General features: G+C 30.5%; 15 protein-coding genes and 1 riboswitch. Of the genes, 1 reads left to right on the plus strand and 14 read right to left on the minus strand.

Features of this window, described 5'->3' with window-relative positions; genetic code table 11:
• Positions 1–141 precede the first annotated feature (141 nt).
• The 8 genes from recO to rpsU all read right to left on the minus strand — a co-directional run bounded on the left by recO (position 142) and on the right by rpsU (position 9,214).
• Positions 142–906: a DNA repair protein RecO gene (gene recO / locus PHQ99_01675; GenBank protein ID MDD4288289.1), complete on the minus strand. Its 765-nt coding sequence runs from the start codon at positions 904–906 to the stop codon at positions 142–144.
• A 269-nt stretch (positions 907–1,175) separates the two neighbouring features.
• Complete coding sequence (locus tag PHQ99_01680; GenBank protein MDD4288290.1) at positions 1,176–3,176, minus strand: TRAP transporter permease; 2,001 nt, start codon at positions 3,174–3,176, stop codon at positions 1,176–1,178.
• A 21-nt stretch (positions 3,177–3,197) separates the two neighbouring features.
• Positions 3,198–3,710, minus strand: a complete 513-nt coding sequence (locus tag PHQ99_01685) for a DUF1850 domain-containing protein (protein ID MDD4288291.1) — start codon at positions 3,708–3,710, stop codon at positions 3,198–3,200.
• 85 nt (positions 3,711–3,795) lie between these two features.
• Positions 3,796–4,752 (minus strand): TAXI family TRAP transporter solute-binding subunit, encoded by a 957-nt coding sequence (locus tag PHQ99_01690; GenBank protein MDD4288292.1) that lies wholly within the window; start codon positions 4,750–4,752, stop codon positions 3,796–3,798.
• 268 nt (positions 4,753–5,020) lie between these two features.
• Complete coding sequence (ybeY, locus tag PHQ99_01695) at positions 5,021–5,482, minus strand: rRNA maturation RNase YbeY (protein MDD4288293.1); 462 nt, start codon at positions 5,480–5,482, stop codon at positions 5,021–5,023.
• Positions 5,379–7,625, minus strand: coding sequence for an HDIG domain-containing protein (locus PHQ99_01700; GenBank protein MDD4288294.1), 2,247 nt, complete (start codon positions 7,623–7,625; stop codon positions 5,379–5,381). Before PHQ99_01700 ends, ybeY begins: the two co-directional genes overlap by 104 nt.
• The gene (locus PHQ99_01705; protein ID MDD4288295.1) at positions 7,612–8,643 is read right to left on the minus strand and encodes a PhoH family protein; all 1,032 of its coding nucleotides are present in this window, start codon (positions 8,641–8,643) and stop codon (positions 7,612–7,614) included. Before PHQ99_01705 ends, PHQ99_01700 begins: the two co-directional genes overlap by 14 nt.
• Before the next feature lie 382 nt (positions 8,644–9,025).
• Complete coding sequence (gene rpsU, locus PHQ99_01710) at positions 9,026–9,214, minus strand: 30S ribosomal protein S21 (GenBank protein ID MDD4288296.1); 189 nt, start codon at positions 9,212–9,214, stop codon at positions 9,026–9,028.
• 300 nt (positions 9,215–9,514) lie between these two features.
• Here rpsU and PHQ99_01715 point away from each other — a divergent pair, with 300 nt between their 5' ends.
• Positions 9,515–10,408, plus strand: a complete 894-nt coding sequence (locus PHQ99_01715; protein ID MDD4288297.1) for a peptidyl-prolyl cis-trans isomerase — start codon at positions 9,515–9,517, stop codon at positions 10,406–10,408.
• 73 nt (positions 10,409–10,481) lie between these two features.
• On the opposite strand, the gene PHQ99_01720 is transcribed toward PHQ99_01715, so the two are convergent.
• The 6 genes from PHQ99_01720 to guaA form a co-directional block, all read right to left on the minus strand.
• Positions 10,482–12,662, minus strand: coding sequence for a UvrD-helicase domain-containing protein (locus PHQ99_01720; GenBank protein ID MDD4288298.1), 2,181 nt, complete (start codon positions 12,660–12,662; stop codon positions 10,482–10,484).
• A gap of 142 nt (positions 12,663–12,804) precedes the next feature.
• The gene (locus PHQ99_01725; GenBank protein ID MDD4288299.1) at positions 12,805–13,995 is read right to left on the minus strand and encodes a pyridoxal phosphate-dependent aminotransferase; all 1,191 of its coding nucleotides are present in this window, start codon (positions 13,993–13,995) and stop codon (positions 12,805–12,807) included.
• A 27-nt stretch (positions 13,996–14,022) separates the two neighbouring features.
• Positions 14,023–14,931, minus strand: coding sequence for a branched-chain amino acid transaminase (locus PHQ99_01730; GenBank protein ID MDD4288300.1), 909 nt, complete (start codon positions 14,929–14,931; stop codon positions 14,023–14,025).
• A 15-nt stretch (positions 14,932–14,946) separates the two neighbouring features.
• Positions 14,947–16,257, minus strand: coding sequence for an adenylosuccinate lyase (gene purB / locus PHQ99_01735; protein ID MDD4288301.1), 1,311 nt, complete (start codon positions 16,255–16,257; stop codon positions 14,947–14,949).
• An 83-nt stretch (positions 16,258–16,340) separates the two neighbouring features.
• Positions 16,341–17,621 carry an adenylosuccinate synthase gene (locus PHQ99_01740; GenBank protein ID MDD4288302.1) on the minus strand — a complete coding sequence of 427 codons (1,281 nt, stop codon included), beginning with the start codon at positions 17,619–17,621 and terminating at the stop codon, positions 16,341–16,343.
• 181 nt (positions 17,622–17,802) lie between these two features.
• Positions 17,803–19,368, minus strand: a complete 1,566-nt coding sequence (gene guaA, locus PHQ99_01745) for a glutamine-hydrolyzing GMP synthase (protein MDD4288303.1) — start codon at positions 19,366–19,368, stop codon at positions 17,803–17,805.
• A 149-nt stretch (positions 19,369–19,517) separates the two neighbouring features.
• Positions 19,518–19,621: riboswitch (glycine riboswitch) on the plus strand.
• Positions 19,622–19,745: the final 124 nt, after the last annotated feature.

Genomic DNA, 19,745 nt, shown 5'->3' on the forward strand with positions numbered 1-19,745 from the left:
GTATCTATTTCCATTGGGAGGGACTTAATATCTTATTAAATATAACAAAATCATTTTATGATGTCAAAAAAAGATTTACTATTTTTACTATATAATATTAGTATTTTTTAAGAAAGTATTTGAGCTACATTAGATTAATGTTTACTTTTTAAATGATCTTAATTTATTGACAAATTCCTGGCTCTTATTGTTAATATCAAAATAATAAGACATATATTTTTCAGTTATTTTACTTAACTGACACAACTCACAATCTATAACTTTTTTATTATGTATCATTGCCAAATCAGCAACAATTATTCTCTTTAATAATTTTAAACAATAATTTGATATTTTTATTTGATAGCAATTTTTACTACCACTACAAGCATTACAAACTATCCCTCCCTTTTTTATATCAAAAGTATGATAATCACTATTCTTTACAGATTGATTGCAATTAATACATTTTTTTAGTTCTGGCTGAAAACCTAGTATATTGGTTAATTTCCATTTGAATGCTTCTGTTAAGAGGGTGATGTTTTTTTCATCGTTCAAAAATTCCAACATATCAGTAAAAATATTATAAATTTGTTCATTTGGGTCTTCTTCTTCTGTTATCCTGTCAATAATTTCAGCACATTGAATTGCTAAGGCATAGCGATTTAAATCCTTGGAATTTAAAAAAAAGGATTTAACAATCTCTGTCTGACTTATAGTATATAAATTTTTCCCTTTATAAACTAAAAGTTTTACTCTGGTAAGATTTTCGAGACTACTTCCAAATTGACTTCTTGTTTTTCTGATTCCTTTAGCTATTGCCCTTATTTTTCCATAATTACGGGAAAATATTATTACAATTTTATCAGCTTCATTTAATTTTATATTTCTGATAACGATTCCTTCTGTTTGAAATAACCTGTTCATTATTTATATTAGTCTCCTGAAAACAACAAATCATAAAAACGATTACACTAAAACTGTTAAGATAAACTACAATAACATTAAAGCAAAAAACTTTTCTTATAATATTATTTCCTTTTTTTATTGAATATATAGTTTAATTATTAATACAAATTTTTTGTATTAATAATTAATGAAAAAAATGTAATCGCAAAGATGTATTAATAAACTTAATTACTTCTCTGCGATTACATTATATTTCTAATTACTTATTGTTTTACACTTTTCTTATTTCAATCTTGATCTGAAACTCCACTTTGCTTTTTCTGTCGAGTGTATTGGATATAAAGAACGGCACCCAATATCACAATTCCCGGGATGTCTGTTACAATATTTGGGGTTAACAATAAAACTGCACTAATAGCTAATAAAAATCTCTCAATTTGCCTTGTCCTTGTTAACAGATAGCCACCTGCAGCAGATCCTAAGGCTAATACACCAGCCAGTGAGGTAATAATCAACAATACTGTGCGGAACCAGTTTCCACCCAATCCAAGTAATGCAGGATCAAGCGCAAATATAAAAGGTATCATGAATCCTGCAATTGCCAATCGAAGGGCATTTAATCCTGTTTTCATAGTATTACCACCTGCTATTCCGGCACCAGCATATGCTGCTACTGCAACTGGTGGTGTTACATCAGCTATGACTCCAAAATACAAAATAAATAAATGTGCAGCCAGAGGAAGAACACCCAGTTGTACTAATGCAGGTGCAGCCATAATTGATAAAATTATATATTTAGCAGTGGTAGGTAATCCCATCCCCAGCAATATAGATGCAATCATAGTAAATATTAAAGTCAAAAATAAATTTCCCCCACCTAAGGCTACCAGTCCACTGGCAATCTTCAGTCCTAATCCCGTCAAGGTAACCACTCCTACTACCATCCCGGCGCAGGCACAAGCGGCTGCCACACCTAAAGCTCCTCTTGCTCCATCTTCAAAAGCACCTAATAATCCTTTAAAATCCAGTCTTGTTTCTTTTTTCAGCATACAAAATGCTATGGTTAATACGATTGCCCAGAAGGCAGCAAATAATGGTGTGTATCCATTAACCAGGAAGTAGACTAACCCAATAATGGGTATTATAAGATGACCTTTCTCAGCTAATACCTGTTTTGCCTTAGGTAATCTTTCCTTTGGTAATCCCTTTAATCCATATTTACAGGCTTCCAGATGTACCATGGTCATAACTGCTATATAATAAATCAATGCTGGTATTACTGCCGCGGCAGCAATTTCAATATATGGAATTTCTAAAAATTCTGACATTACAAAGGCGGCAGCTCCCATAACCGGGGGAAGTATTTGACCACCGGTAGATGCTGCAGCTTCTACTGCTCCGGCAAAATCTTTTTTATAACCGATACTTTTCATTAAAGGAATGGTAAAACTACCGGTTGTTACAGTATTGGCAACAGAACTTCCATTAATTGAACCCATAAAGCCACTGGCAATAACTGCTACTTTCGCAGGTCCTCCTGTGGTATGTCCTGCAAGTGCCATAGACATATCTATAAAAAATTTCCCCATACCGGTCTTATTCAGGACAGCACCAAACAAAATAAATAAAAATACAAAAGAAGAGGAAACTCCTAGTGGTATTCCAAAAATACCCTCTGTTCCTAAATACAAGTGTTCTATAATTCTTTCAATAGAGTAACCGCGGTGTGCAAAAAACCCGGGCATATAAGGGCCAAAATAAGAATACAATAAAAAAACAAGAACAACTATTGGTAATTCCGGTCCAATTGACCTTCTTGTTCCTTCCAATACAAGTAATATACAGATACCCCCAAAAATAATATCCAAGCTGGTTGGTAACCCGGAACGAATAACAAGCTCATTGTAATAAATAATATGGTATAAACATACAATCGCTCCTAATATACAAAATATTAAGTCATAAATTGGAATCTTGTTTTTAAGGTTTTCTGGAACTTTTTTTGTAATAGGATAAAGAAGAAAAATTAATGCCAGGGTAAAAGCTAAATGTAATGCCCTCTGTTTTAGTGCAAGCCATAAACCAAATCCTCCTGTATAAAAATGAAATATTGACATGCTTATTGCAATAATTGATATAATAATAGCAATAATCCCAATTGGTTTTCTAACATTAGATTCTGAGTCATACTGCTCTAATATTTTTTGAACATCAATTTTTCCTTCATCTTTTGCCTGTTCATGAAGACTTTTAACAGGCTTGATGTCTTTTTCCTGATTATTTTTCATATTTAATAATCCCCCTAAATTCTAGATAAGATATTTCTTATATAGATACTTTAATATATTATCCTCATTTATATTAATTATCACAACTGAATCTCCAACTGTCTTCGATAAATCTATTTCTTTACCATTAAATATAAAATAATTTTCTCTAATCCTACCAATTCGATAATATAAAGGCATTTTTATTACTCTTGACATATTTTTTATTTTAAAAAGATTGTCTTCATTAACAAAAATCTCATTATCAAAAGCTGCATATGGCAGTCCCGCACCATGATCAAGAAAATGGGTTTCTACCAATATTAGAATACCTTTATTGTTTATCTGAAAAATTTCCCATACTGGTGTTTTGGAAACTGAATGTGTATATTTCAATGTGAAATGCTCGTTGGGATTAATTCTTTCTACGAGTAATTTTTTACCATCATTAAAATTCTCTACAGTAAGAAAATGTATTTTACAAAAAAATAATATTATAGATAATATTAATAGAATAGAAACAATTAATAAAAACGGTATTTTTGTATTTTTCATTAAAGGATTACTGCTATAAATATTTTAATTTTCATACATATAAGAATCAGGGCACCTCTTAAGGTGCCCTGATTCTTTTTATATTTTATTCAATCAGACCAATTTCTTTGTAATATAATTCTGCACCAGCATGTAATGGAACACCCATTCCATCTAAGGCTGTTTCTAATGTAATATCTTTTCCTTTGGCATGGGTTTGGGCTAATATATCTGTATTTTCCCATAAAGCTTTAGTCATTTTATAAACTAAAGTGGGATCCAATTCAGAATCACAAATCCAGAGAGCAGGAGTTGCCAATGCAGCTACTGGTTCTTCCTGTCCAGCGTACATGCCTGCTGGAATTTCAGTAAGACCATAGTAAGGAATTTCCTCAACTAATTTTGCCGCAACTTCTAAATCTACCGGTATTAGCACAATATCCCTGACAGTTGCTATATTAATAACGCTGGATGTGGGGAAACCTGCAGTAGTAAAGCCAGCATCGATTTGGCCATCGATTAATCGGTCTGCTACTTCATTAAAATCAATATAATCTATTTTCAAATCATCGAAAGATAGTCCGTGTGCCTGTAGTATAATTTCGGCATCAGCTGCTGTTCCACTGTTAGGTGCGCCAACTCCCACGCTCTTCCCTTTTAAATCTGCAATAGATTTTACTCCAGATGCTTTAGTAGCAATAATGTGGATAGTTTCTGGATACAATGAAGCTATCCCCCTTAAGTTGGTAATGGGTTCTGTATCAGACAATATACCTGTTGCACTATAAGCCCAATATGTGGTATTTGCCTGAGAAAATGCTGTTTCTATTTGATGTCTACCTATTAAATTACAATTAGCTACTGATGCATTTGCGGTTTGAGCAGTAACAACTACGCCTTCTATATTATTTGATAGCATTTGTGCTAAGGCACCACCAAGTGGATAGTATGTTCCACCTGTTCCACCTGTTGCAATTGCTAAAAATTTCATTTGTGCAGATCCAGTAAAACTCATTGACAATAATAAAGTACCAATTATTAATATTGTTAATATTTTTCTCATGATTACCTCCATAAATATATTTTTTACTTTTTTTACATCATCTATATATTTTTTATAATAGTATCACTTCCCTTCATTCTAAAATGTATTCTATGTTGTTTGTAATTATTTTTGTTTCTCTTTTATTATGCACCATATACAAGAAAATTTCAATTTTTTTGAAGGTCCTCTATAAGTCTTTAACTTTTAAAAAATTTTTAGTATGATAATTCATTTATTAATTGTTAGTAAATATCTCATTTAACATAAAAGATCTGGTTACTTATAATTAATCTTTAAGTATTTTATCTGTTATTTTTAGAATTCTATCCTCTTCATTTTTCATTTTGTCGAATTCTTCATCAGAATTATGATCATAACCTAATAAGTGTAGTAAACCATGAGTTATCAAGATATTTATCTCTTGCATCAAGGATATTTCTGCTAATTCTGCATTTCTCTGAGCTGTTTCTATAGATATTACAATGTCTCCTAAAAGAAAATCATCAATTTCATCATTATCTGTGAAACTATCCAGCCCTTCACTCATACTGAAAGACAGTACATCAGTAGGAGTATCCTTATCTCTGTAAACTTTGTTCAAATATTGTATTTCCCGATCAGATGTTAACAGCAAGCTTACTTCACTATTCTTTTTTATCTCCATTACTTCCATTGCTGTTATTAATATTTTTTCTATTATCTGAAAATTTAGCTTCTTTTTCTGTTTGTTTTTTATTCGAACTATCACTTTGATTTCTTTCCTTTTTTAATTTATTAATCAATTCCTCATCCGGATATTCTACTCTATTATGAAACATGCCAGTTAATATTCTAGAGAAAACATCTTTTATTTTATCTAAATCTCTTAAGGTTAGATTACATTCATCTAATTGTCCATTTTCCAAATTTCTTTTTACAACATTCTGGGTTAAATTTTTTATCCTGCTAGAAGTAGGATTATTGAGTGTACGGGCTTCTGCCTCAAGAGAATCTGCTAATAATATTATACCGGCTTCCTTTGTTTGCGGCTTAGGTCCTGAATATCGATAGTTTTCTTCATTAACAGATGTGTTTTTTGATTCATTAGATTGTAAAGCACGATGGTAAAAATAGGTAATTAAACCAGTTCCATGATGCTGGTTTATAATATCAATAATTGCCTTTGGTAATTTGTATTTTTTGGCTAAATCCACTCCGTCTTTAACATGAGAGGCAATTACCAACGCACTTAAACTTGGCTCCATGTCATCATGTGTGTTTTTATAAGCTTCCTGGTTTTCGGAAAAAAAGTATGGCCTTTTTAGTTTTCCAATATCATGATAATAAGCCCCAACACGTGTTAACAGAGAGTTTGCGCCTATCTCTTCAGCTGCTGTTTCTGCTAAATTACCTACTACAACACTATGGTGATATGTTCCCGGAGCTTCTACTAATAACTGCTTTAATAAAGGTTGATTTGGATTTGATAATTCCATTAATTTAAATGATGATGTTATGTCAAAAAAACTTTCTAAAAAGGGAAGTACACCAATAGTTAATATTGCTGAAATAAAACCGTTTAGCGCACCCCACATACTATTTTCTAATAGTGACTGGGGAGAAGATCTTTGAACCAGCCCAAGCGCAAGGATTGTAAATATATTGGTAGCAGCAATCAGAAGGCCTGCCCTGGTGAGATTAGATCGCTGAGTAGCTTTACGGATACTAAAAATTGAAATAAATCCTCCAGCTAAAGCAACTATCATATAATTTATTTCACCTAAAAATATAAACCCAATATTTGAACTTATAATAAAAGTCATCCATAATGCCAACCTTGAATCGATAGTGATGGCTATCAGCATTGAAGCAGATGCAACTGGAATTAGATATCCGGAAATTTCTCCTGAAACCTTTGCAATAAGAATAATGGAAATATATATTATACTTAACAAAATAAGTTTATTTACATCATCGAATATTTTTTTATGAAATGTAAATATATAAAGTCCAATTAGAAAAATAAACAAAGAGTCTATAAAAAATAATCCAAGTATATTTTGGTAATGTAAAATCGGGTTTTGCAATCCCAATGCCTTCATTTTTTCTATATGTTCAGCATTTACTATCTCACCTTTTCTGATAATTATCTGGTCTTTTCTTATAATACTTTTAACATCTCTTACTGCGTCTATAGAATCCTGTATTTTCTTTTCTGTTGCCTCTATATCCAAAAATAAACTGGGTTTCAAAAAAGACTCTCCCATTTCACTGGCAATAATGGCCAGATATGGGTTTGTGGCTTGTTCACTTATTTCTCTTGCAATTTGTTTTTTTGCCTCTTCAATATCTGCCTCTTTAATACCCTGTTCCATGATTTTTCTTATAGATAAAAATAGCCATTGTTCAATTTCCTGAAGTGAATCAGTATCAATTGTTATCAAATTGCTTATTGTTGAATTTTCAATGTCTAAAGAGTATTTCTCTCTTATTTCAATCAATTCATTATTATTGAAATAATTATTTACATCTCTAATCTCTAAAACGTCATTTTCGCTTTGACTGGCATTATATTCATTCCTTAACTCTTTTAAATCAGCAAAAAAGTTACTAAGTTCATTTTCTACATTTTCAATACTGGCAAGATTTAAATTGTAAACTTCTCTTATTGATTTTGCTGCTTCTTCTTTTAATTTTACTGTCGCGTTTTCATCTGTATATTCAATGGTTTCTCTCGCAATAATATCCTTAGTAGCAACTTCGCCTTCTTTTAGTGTTACTCTTCCAGGAATAAAATTAATAGACAAAATAAATGTAATTGACAACACAAGAAGTAAAAATATTATTAGTTTTTTCAGGATACTTTTCTGAAAAATATTACGAGCATTTTTTGTGAATTTATCTTTTTTCATTTTCCTGTTCTTTAGTCCTGTTTTCTTTAAAAGATTTTTTTATTTCACTTCCCGTGTTATTATCACTTTTTTCGTAGGCTTTTATTATCTCTTTCACCAATCCGTGTCTGACAACATCATTTTTTTCCAGATTAACAAATTCTATTCCCTTTATATCATTTAATATATTGGATATCTTAACCAGTCCTGAGTTTTTGCTTTCAGGTAAATCAATCTGTGTAATATCCCCGGTCACAATGATTTTAGAGCCAAATCCGAAACGGGTTAAAAACATTTTCATTTGGCCTAATGTTGTATTTTGTGCATCATCTAATATAATAAATGAATTATTCAAAGTTCTGCCACGCATGTAGGCTAATGGGGCAACTTCAATAATTCCACGATCTAAATAGTGCTGAAATTTATCAGAGGGCATCATTTCAAAGATTGCATCATATAATGGTCTAAAATAAGGGTCTATTTTTTCCATAAAATCCCCTGGTAAAAAACCAAGGCTTTCACCTGCCTCTACAGCTGGACGTATCAATATAATTCTGTCTACTTCTTTCTTTTTTAGTGCAGAAATAGCTATTGCAACCGCTAAATATGTTTTTCCACTACCAGCTGGACCAATTACAAATAGTATATCATTATTTTGTATCTTTTCTAATATTCTTTTTTGTCCAAAAGTCTTTGGTCTTATAATTTTATCCTTTTTAAAAACATGAATTTCTTCCTCGTATAATTGCTCGATATGAAATGTGCAATTTTCCTTAATCATATCGATCTGATATTTTATTTCTGATAACTTTACAGAATGTCCTCCCCGTATTATTACCAGCAAATCTTCTATGACCTTTACAGCTTTGCATACATTATCTTTTTCTCCCGTCACAGTAAGGTTACTATTTCTATTTGAAATAATAACTGATAAAGATTGGCTTATCATTTTTATGTTAGAATCAAGGCTCCCAAAAAGTTCTCTCAGCTCTTCTTTACTTTTTATAATAATTGATTCTTCAATTATATCTTCATTCATTATTATTTTCTCCATTTTATCAATATAATTAAGATATTATAATTTTCTGTTATGTTTAACCAAAATATATTATTTTAATTCTTATCATTAATTACTATTTTATATATATGATTTTAAAAGACAAAATATTATAACTAATTTAAAATGTTTTTGCAAAAAAAGTAGACAATAGTTAATTTAATTTATACTTTTATACTGTTTTAAGTATATATCTTTTATATTCATCAATGTTATTTTTTATTTAAAAAAATAGAAGGCCCTGTTTTTACCTGGACCTTCTATTTTTATCAGAGATATTATTTTAAATTGTTTATTATTTTTTCTTGCTATTTGATAAAGCAAATTTGCCTTTTCAACTCTGAAATTATAAAATTTCAGAAAATTAATTTCTTCCTCTCCTCTTCTTTTTTCTCTGGGCAGCTATTAATTTTCTCTTTCTTCTTTCACTTGGCTTTTCATAATATTCGTGTCTCTTAATATCTGATATAATGCCACTTTTTTGACATTCTTTTTTAAATCGCTTTAGTGCATGATCAAATTCTTCATCTTCTCTTACCCTTATTGTTGCCATACATTCACCCCCTTTTTGCCGTGATAAGCAATCAATATGCTAAAAACAGCCAAGTTATTTTACATTATATATTATAGTTTAAAAATGTTCAAGAAAACATTATCTTTATTTTATAGTCATTGTGTTCTTATTGTTACAGGTATATTATTCTTAATATAATTACTGTAGCTACTTTCGGCACTAAAAAGTTATTATTTTATTAACAGAAATAAAGTAATTCTCCATTTTCTTTACTTAATTTCCCTATTATGCTAAACTTAAAAAGTTATAAATTTTATAAAATGAAAGGAGAACATCTAATTGATAGTAAAACAAAAAGTATGTAGAATAACTATTTTTCTTTGTGCTGCTTTATTAATTTTAATGTCACTTTCCATGCAAGTATTATCTGAACAAGATCAAGAAAATAATGAAGTAGTATTAGCCACCATTAATGGAGAGGTTATTTCCCTTGAAACTTTCGAAAGTTTCTGGAATATAATTCCTGATAGTTATAAGGTACAGTTAAATAAGGAAGACGTGTTAGAACAAATAATTACTCAGACATTGTTAATTCAGAAAGCTGATGAACTAAACCTACGAGAGGACCCTGATCTTAGTTTTCAAATAAAAAATGCTATTGATCAGATATTGATACAGTCACTATTAGAAAAAGAGATTATTGAAAAAACTGACTTAACAGAAAAAGATATTGAAGATTATTATGAAGAAAACAAAGAAACGTATTGGCATGATGAAGAAATTCATGCATTGAATATTCTTGTAGAAACTGAGGAAGAGGCTGAAGATATAATTAAAAAGATTGAAAGCGGTGAAGATTTTGCATCCCTGGCAGAAAATCATTCCATTGCTTCCAGTGCTTCTAATGGTGGCGATATCGGCTTTATTAGCAAGGGAACTTTAAGATCTGAGATTGAAGAAAAATTATTTATTCTTGAACCTGAGGAAGTAAGTGAAATTATTCCAGTAGAAAATGGTTTTCATATTTTTAAAGTAGTAGAAAAAAACCCTTCAGGCTACCTTGAAATAAACGAGGTTAAAAACGAAATTGAAACTCAGTTATTACCAGTAAAACAACAGCAGGCTTTTGATGAATACCTGAAGAATATTGAAGAAAATGCAATAATAGAAAAAAATATTGAGCTACTTTCTGAAGAAGAGAACAATGAACCAGATAGACAGGAACAGGATTAGCAAAAATATAGATAACCATTATTTTTATTCATTATAAAAACATGAACCAGGATAAAACGTAAAGGTAGAGAAATTAATTTTTCTCTACCTTTTTTAATGGTGCATACTTTAATGAAAGTCTTTTAATCCCATAAAATTTGAAATTTACAGTAACATAGCAATCATTTCCAGTCTCTTTTTTGTTTATAATACTACCTTCACCCCAGTCTGGATGACAAACAACATCATCAATGAAAAGTTCTTTTTTATCCCTTTTCAGTGTTTCATAACCTGAATTAATGTTGAATCCATTTGATAGTATTTTTGCTTTATCCAGATATCTTTTAGGTATTTCAGAAAAAAAACGTGATGTTTTATTAAATACTGTTTTCCCGTCCATATTTCTTCGCCAGGTATAAGTTAAATACAACAAATCTATGGCTCGAGTCATACCTACATAACATAATCTTCTTTCTTCTTCCAACTCTACCTGACTGGAGAAACTTCTATTATGTGGGAAGATTCCTTCCTCTAAACCTGTTAGAAATACAACCGGAAACTCAAGCCCCTTAGCACAATGTAATGTCATTAAATTAACAGCATTTTTGTTATCTGAATTATCAAGACTATCAACACCTGAAATAAGTGATACATAGGTTAAAAAATCATTGAGCTTGGCTTGTGTATTATGCTTTTCATATTCTCTGACAGATTGGATAAATGCTTTTACATTCTCAATTTTATTTTCCGTTTTTATCTGGTCATCATCATCTCTTATTAAATTGTAGTATTCTACTCTTTTTATCAATTGCTCTATAACAAAAGATATCTTATCCTGATTTTTTCTAAGATAATTGAATGTTTGGAGATAGTTGATTATTTTTTCCTTATTGTTTTCATTAATCCTACTTCCTGGGCTCTGAATAAATTCAGGCAAAACATCTAAAATAATCCTCTGCTCGTGGTTTGCTATATAATTTATTTTTTTAAAACCCATTTCTCCTATACCCATCCTATCCATCTCTAACCATCTTTTTATACATTCCTTGTCATCAGGGTTATAAATAATCTTTAAAAGATACAAAATATTTTTTATTTCTTTTCTATCATAAAATCTTATTCCACCAATCAACCTAAAAGGTATGCTGTTTTTAGCAAACACTTCTTCGAATGATCTTGATTGAGCATTAGTGCGATATAGTAGTGCAATATCCCGCCATTTTAGTTTTTTGTGCTTCACTATATTTTTAATTTCTCTAGCAATGAATTCTGCTTCATCAAATGCACTACTTGCTTCATAATACTTTATTTTTTCGCCACCTTTTCGAGTAGTCCACAATCTTTTTTCTTTCCTGTAAGTATTGTTCTTTATAACAAAAGAGGCGGCTTTAAGTATATTTTCTGAGGATCGATAGTTTTGCTCAAGTTTAATTACTGTACTCTCTGGAAAATCTTCTTCGAAGCTTATAATATTTCCCAATTCTGCACCTCTAAACCTGTAAATACTCTGGTCAGGATCTCCAACTACAAACAAATTTCTTCTTTTTTTTGAAAGCAATTTTATTAAAATATATTGTGCGTGATTGATATCCTGGTACTCATCAACCAAAATATATTTAAATTTTTCTTGATAATATTCTAAAATATCAGGGTGTTTTTTAAATAATTGTACAGTTTTTACTATCAAATCACTGTAATCCAATGATTGGTTATTTTTTAGCTCTTCCTGATATTTTTTATACACCTTACTAATTATTTTATTATAAAAACCAATCGCGTTGTCATAAAAGTCATTTTCATCAATCAGCTTGTTCTTAGAATTTTCAATTATATTACTTATTGTTTTAACCTGATACTGTTTTGAATCTATGTCCAGCATTGAAATGCATTTCTTTATAAGCCTTTTAGAGTCATTTTTATCATAAATATTGTAGCTTTGCTGAAATCCTAAATAATTTATATGCTTATGTAATATCCTGGCACAAATTGCATGAAAAGTACCTATCCAAATATTACTAAAATCTTTATCATTAACTTTACTATCAGAACATTTAATTTCTTCTAATCTTTCTTTCATTTCGTTAGCTGCTTTATTTGTAAAGGTTACGGCTAATATATTATCTGGACTTATAGATCTTTCTTTATCATTAATTAAATATATAATATGCTGTATTAAAACACTTGTTTTTCCACTTCCGGCACCTGCAATTACCAAAACAGGTCCATCGCTTGCTTGAATTGCTTCTTTTTGTGCTTGGTTATATTTTCTTAGCATTTTGGAATCCCTTTCCTTATAACAATTTTTCACTTGATATAAAGCAATAATATAAAAACCAAAAAGAAATCCAGGGTAAATAATTTAAACCCATAATTATCCCTGGATTTCATTTAAATATATAATGTGTATTATACTAAAATTAATTAAATAAATCTTTTAATCTCTTCATGCCTTCTTCTATATCCTGCATAGAGGTTGCATAGGATAATCTTAAATATCCTTCTGATTCAAATGCACTCCCTGGCACTACAGCTACTTCTACCTTATTAAGAATATAATTTGCTAATTGCAGGGAATCTTTAATCACCATGTCATTAAATACAATTCCCGCATTAAGAAGTTTTTTAATATTTGGAAAAACATAGAAGGCACCTTTGGGAAGGTCACAACTAAAGCCATTGATACTGTTTAATTCTTTAACAATATATTTTCTTCTTTTGTCAAATTCATTACGCATATATTTAATTGACTCTTGATTGCCTACCAATGCCTCAACGCTCGCTTTTTGAGCAATTGAATTTGCATTAGAAGTACATTGTCCTTGCAATTTATTCATTCCTGCAATAACCTCTTTCGGTCCAGCTGCATAGCCTATTCTCCAACCAGTCATTGCATAAGTTTTTGATACACCATTTATTAGTATCACTCTTGATTTTATATTTGAACCCAGAGAGGCAATAGAAACATGTTCTGAATCATCATATACTAATTTTTCATAAACCTCATCACTAATGCAATAAATATCCTTTTTTACTAAAAGATTGCCTATTTTTTGTAAATCTTCTTTGCTATAAACAGCTCCTGTAGGATTATTAGGGGAATTTAATAAAATGGCTTTTGTCTTATTTGTTATGTTTTTTTCAATTTCTTTAATGAGTACTTGAAATTGACTAATAGGATTTGTTTTAACAAAAATAGGCTTGGCTTGGGCTAATTTAATTTGCTCTGCATAACTGACCCAACATGGAGTGGGCAGAATTACTTCATCTCCAGGGTTACACAATGTCATTAATGTATTATAAAGAGAGTGTTTTGCCCCATTTGAAATAATAATTTCATTGACGTCATAGTTTAGATTGTTATCTAACTTTAATTTTTTAATTATTGCCTTTTTTAATTCAATTATGCCTGAGGATGTCGTATAATGAGTAAAGCCGTCCTTTATAGCTTTAATAGCTGCTTTTTGTATATTTTGTGGAGTACTAAAATCTGGCTCTCCCGCACCAAAACTAATAATTTTTTTTCCTTCATCTTTCATTCTTAAAATCTGTGCATTTATCGCTAAAGTTTGGGAGGCTTTAATATTATTTATTCTTTCTGATAAAATCATATATATTCCCTCTGTTTCCACAAATTTTTATACAAAGCTTAACCATTCACTATACTGGTTTTCTTCTCCTTTGAACACATCAAACAATTTTTTCTGTAATTGAGTGCTTATAGGACCTCTCTTACCTGATCCAATTATCTGGTTATCAATTTCTCTAATTGGAGTTAACTCAGCTGCTGAGCCTGCAAAAAAAGCCTCATCAGCTAAATATAATTCATCTCTGGCAATAAACTCTTCCTTAACTGTAAATTTCATATCAACTGCAATTTGTATTATTGTTTTCCGGGTAATTCCTTCCAGTATTGAAGTTAAAGGTGGTGTACAGATAATACCGTCTTTAATCCAGAATATATTTTCGCCCGGACCTTCTGCCACATAGCCATTGTTATCTAACAATATTGCCTCTTCTACTCCTGCTTCGACTGCTTCCATATTGGCAAAGATTGAATTAATATAATTCCCGCAGATTTTAGCTTTAGCTGATGTTGAGTTGATATGGCTTTTTTGCCATGATGATATTATAGCTTTTATTCCTTTTGCTAATGCTTCTTCTCCTAAATAAGCACCCCATTCCCATGCAGCAATCATTACCTTAACAGGACAACTAAAGGGATTTAGCCCTAATGCTTTAAAACCTCGGTACACTAATGGTCTTATATAGCAACTATCTAAATTATTTGTTTTTACCGTTTCCTTTATAGCGTTTGCTATTTCTTCTCTTGAAAAAGGTATTTCCATTTTTAATATCTTTGCTGAATTAAACAATCTGTCAACATGTTCATTTAATCTAAATACAGCGGTACCTTTCTTTGTTTTATAAGCTCGAATACCTTCAAATACACCGCTACCATAATGCAGGGCATGTGTGAGAACATGTACCTGTGCATCATTCCAGTTTACCAAAACACCATCCATCCATATTTTTTCAGCTTTCATCTTTACCCTTCCTCCTCATATTGGCTCATCCTTTTTATATACCCTACTATATATGTAGTCTATATTTCTTATAAAATAACCATAATCAAAGCATTCGTTGATATCATCATCTGATAGATATTTTCTTATTTCCTTATCATTTAACAACATTTCTTTAAAATCATTTTTATCTTCCCACGCTTTGAGAGTCTTGATCTGCACTTTTTTATAAGCATCTTCCCTTGATAATCCTTTATCGGTTAGTGCAAGTAAAACTCTTTGAGAAAATATAATACCTTTAGTTAATCTTAGATTTTTCTCCATATTGTTTTTATTTATTTTTAATTTTTCTAATACAAAATAGAATTTTTTTAACATATAATCTATTAATATTGTTGTATCAGGCAATACAATTCTTTCTACTGAAGAATTTGAAATATCCCTCTCATGCCATAAATTATTATTTTCCAATGAAGACAAGGCGTTTCCTCTAATAACTCTGGATAAACCAGAAATTCTTTCACATAAAATAGGGTTTTTTTTATGTGGCATGGCAGAAGAACCCTTTTGTCCTTCAGAAAACCCCTCTTCTAATTCTAATATCTCTGTTCTTTGTAAACTCCTGATTTCTGTTGCAAACTTTTCTAAAGATGATGCTATAATGGCTAAAATGCTTACAAAGTGTGCATGTCTATCCCGTTGAATAATCTGGCTTGATATATCAGCTGCCTTTAATCCTAATTTACTGCAGACCATTTCCTCTAACCTTGGTTCAAGATGAGCAAAAGTTCCCACCGCCCCTGATATCTTTCCGAAGGATACATCTTCTTCCAGGGTATTCTCCATTCTCTTTAAATTCCTACACATTTCTGAATACCATAGGGTAAATTTAAAACCCAAAGTTATAGGTTCAGCATGTACTCCGTGTGTTCTACCAATCATAATTGTATCTTTATTTTCAAATGCTAATTGTTTTAGGATTCTCATTAATTCTTTGATATCTTTTATAATAATAAGTGACGCTTCTTGTAAAATAAGACTCAAAGAGGTATCTAATATATCAGAAGATGTCATTCCCTGATGAAAATATCTTGAGTACTCTCCCAGATTTTCACCAACATTAGTTGTAAAAGCCAATACATCATGTCTGGTAATTTTTTCAATCTCATTTATTCTCTTGACTGAAAACGAAGCTTTCTTCTTTATCAGATCATATGTTTCTCTATCTAAAAGACCTAATTCTTTTCTAACTTCACATACTGCTAATTCAACTTTTAACCATGAGTCATATTTCTTTTTATCACACCATAAACTTTTCATTGGCTCAAATGCATATCGATCGATCATTAAATATTGTCTCCAATTAATTTAAAAAAATTATTTGTTTTTATAGAATATTAAAAAATCAATGTAGTATTTCTTATAACTATTTATCTAATAATAGTCATGTCTCTTTCGGGTCCAACTGAGATTATTGAAACTTTACAATCAATTGTTTTTTCTATCGCCTCAACATATTTTTTTGCATTCTTGGGCAAGTCTCTATAATTTTCTACATTGCTAATATCTTCATCCCATCCGTCAAATTCTTCATAAACAGGTTCAATCTGTTTTGCTAAATAACTATCGGCCGGAAAATATTTATATATTTTATTATCAATTTTATATTCTTTGCAAATTCTAATTTTACTTAAGAAATTCAAAACATCCAATTTAGTTAACACTATCTCGGTTATACCATTAATCCTGTTGGCATATTTTACAACTGGTGCATCAAACCACCCACAGCGTCTTGGTCTACCTGTGGTTGCCCCGTATTCATGTCCATATTCCCTCATTTTTTCTCCCGTTTCATCTGATAATTCAGTTGGGAATGGACCTGAACCAACTCTCGTTGTATATGCCTTGGCGATGCCTATAATTCTTGTAATAGAAAGAGGTGTTATTCCACATCCAGTACAAACACCACCGGCAATAGGATTTGACGAAGTAACATATGGATAAGTACCGTGATCAACATCGAGCATTACTCCCTGAGCACCTTCAAACAGTATATTTTTTTGTTTCTTAATATTTTCATACAGGAATAAAGAGCCATCAATTGAAAAATTTTTTATTTTTTCACCATAATTATGACATTTTTCTTTAATCTCTTTTATCTGGTCAGGAGATAACTTCACCTGGTAATTCTGGTATAAATATTCCTGTTTTTGTTCTAATAGAATATTTAATTTATTTTCTAATCTATCTGCATGTATAATGTCACAAACCCTGATACCACTACGGGAATATTTATCTACATAAGCTGGACCAATACCTTTAGTGGTAGTACCTATTTTGTTTTTTCCTTTTTTTTCTTCATTTAATCTATCAATGATCTTATGGTACGGCAAGATAATATGGGTCTTTAAATCTACGAATAATCTCCCTTCAATATTAATACCTCTGCTGGTAATAAAATCGATTTCTTCAAACAAAGCTTCAAGATCCAAAACTACTCCATTACCTATTAAACACAATGTTTTCTGATGCAAAATACCAGAGGGTAGTAAATGAAAAATAAATTGTTCTTTTCCAACCACTACCGTATGACCTGCATTACATCCACCCTGGTATCGGGCAATTATATCATAATCTTTTGATAATAGGTCAGTAATCTTCCCTTTTCCTTCATCTCCCCATTGTGTACCTACAATTACATCAGTTGACATTTTTAACACCTTTCTTAAATATTGTTTTTTATTTTTGGTTATTTTTGTGAGCATTAAATATAATAATCTAAATAATAACTATTTTAATTCATTGTTATATATTTAATTCTAAAATATTCTTACACAAATTAATATCCGCAATATTTCTTCTTAATACTATAATTTAAGTAATTGATACTGTCTATTCCCATTCAATTGTAGAGGGCGGCTTTGAACTAATATCATAAAGAACTCGATTAATTCCTTTTACCTGATTGATTAGAATATTAGATATTCTACCTAATAAACTATGTGGTAATTTTGCCCAATCAGCTGTCATACCATCATAACTTGTAACTATTCTTAAAACAAGACTATAATCATAAGTTCTCATATCTCCCATTACCCCTACTGACTTAACCGGAAGCAGTATTCCAAAATATTGCCATAATTTTTTGTTTAAGCCTTCTTGAGCAATTTCTCTTCTGATAATCTCATCAGCTTCCCTCAGTATATCCAATTTTTTACCATCCACTTCACCTATCACTCTTATACCCAATCCAGGACCTGGAAATGGCTGTCTCCACAATAGTTTTTCAGGAATTTTAAGATTTTCTCCAATTGTCCGCACTTCATCCTTGAACAAATATTTTAACGGCTCTAATAAAGATAGTTCCATTTTTTCCGGCAAGCCCCCCACATTATGATGAGATTTTATCTTTACAGATGGTCCATTTACCGATGTACTTTCAATAACATCTGGGTAAAGCGTTCCTTGTAATAAATGGGTAACTTTACCGATCTTTTTTGCTTTTTCCTCAAATACTTTAATGAATAAATTTCCAATTATTTTCCGTTTCTCTTCCGGATCAGTAATACCTTTCAGAGCTTTAAGAAACTCTTTTGAGTAATCATATACATTTAATTTTATATCAAAACAATTTTCGAATACATCTCTTACTTCTTGTGCTTCATTCTTTCTCATAAGTCCGGTGTCAATAAAAATACAATTAAGCTGATTTTTTATAGCTTTATGGGTTAAAATTGCCGCAACTGTGGAATCAACACCACCACTCATACCTGCAACAACTTTTCCGTCCCCTATTTCCCTTTTAATCTCGTTTATAGTATTTTCAATAAAAGAATCAGGTGTCCAATTTTGAGGACATCTGCAAATATTATTTGCAAAATTATATAGAATTTCTTTGCCTTTTTCAGTATGAGTTACTTCAGGATGAAATTGTAATCCATAAATATCTCTTTTTTCATTAATAATAGCAGCTACCTTGTTATCGTGGGTAACAGCAGCTAATTCAAAATCATTTGGTAATTTTTTTATAATATCATTATGGCTCATCCAAACGCTTATTTTTTCAGGTAAATTAAAAAATAAGTTATTTCTATTCTTAATTTCTACAATTGTATGACCAAATTCGGCTTTTTTAGAACATTCAACTATACCACCCATTTGCTTTGCAATTAAATGGTAGCCATAACATATTCCAAGAATTGGTATATTTAAATTAAAAATCTCTTTATTGATATCAGGGGAATTTTCATTTAAAACACTATCAGGTCCCCCTGATAATATGATACCTTTAGGGTTTTTCTTTTTTAATTGAGAAATGTCAGTATAATATGGATAAATCTCGGAATAAAACTTTAATTCTCTAATTCTTCTTGCAATTAATTGCGTATATTGTGAACCAAAGTCTAAAATTACTATCATATCCCTATTTTTATCATTCTTATTCAATGTTTTTCCCATGTTGTCACTCCCTGTATAAATTATTTGTCATCAGCATATTTATAGTATATAATATTTTGTATAAAAAAACATTTAAAATTATAGCATAAATATTTTTATTCTCATAATATTTATATTCACTAATATACGAATAAAATAATGAAAACTGTAAGATGATTTCGGGAGAGCATTTTTTATTATTCAATAAAAAAACGCCGAAGGGGCAAGATGATGGTTCATCCAAACTCTCAGGTAAAAGGACCGAAATTGGACAGTACTCTGGAAAGATATTTATATCGCCGAAGGGGCAATTTCCATAATTCGATCAGGAAAAATCTCTCAGGTTTTTACAGACAGAGTTCTATTTAAATTATAGAATTCTGTCTTTTTTTATTTTA

It is taken from the genome of Atribacterota bacterium (genome assembly GCA_028703475.1).
In the GTDB taxonomy this organism is placed as follows: domain Bacteria; phylum Atribacterota; class Phoenicimicrobiia; order Phoenicimicrobiales; family Stramentimicrobiaceae; genus JAQVMU01.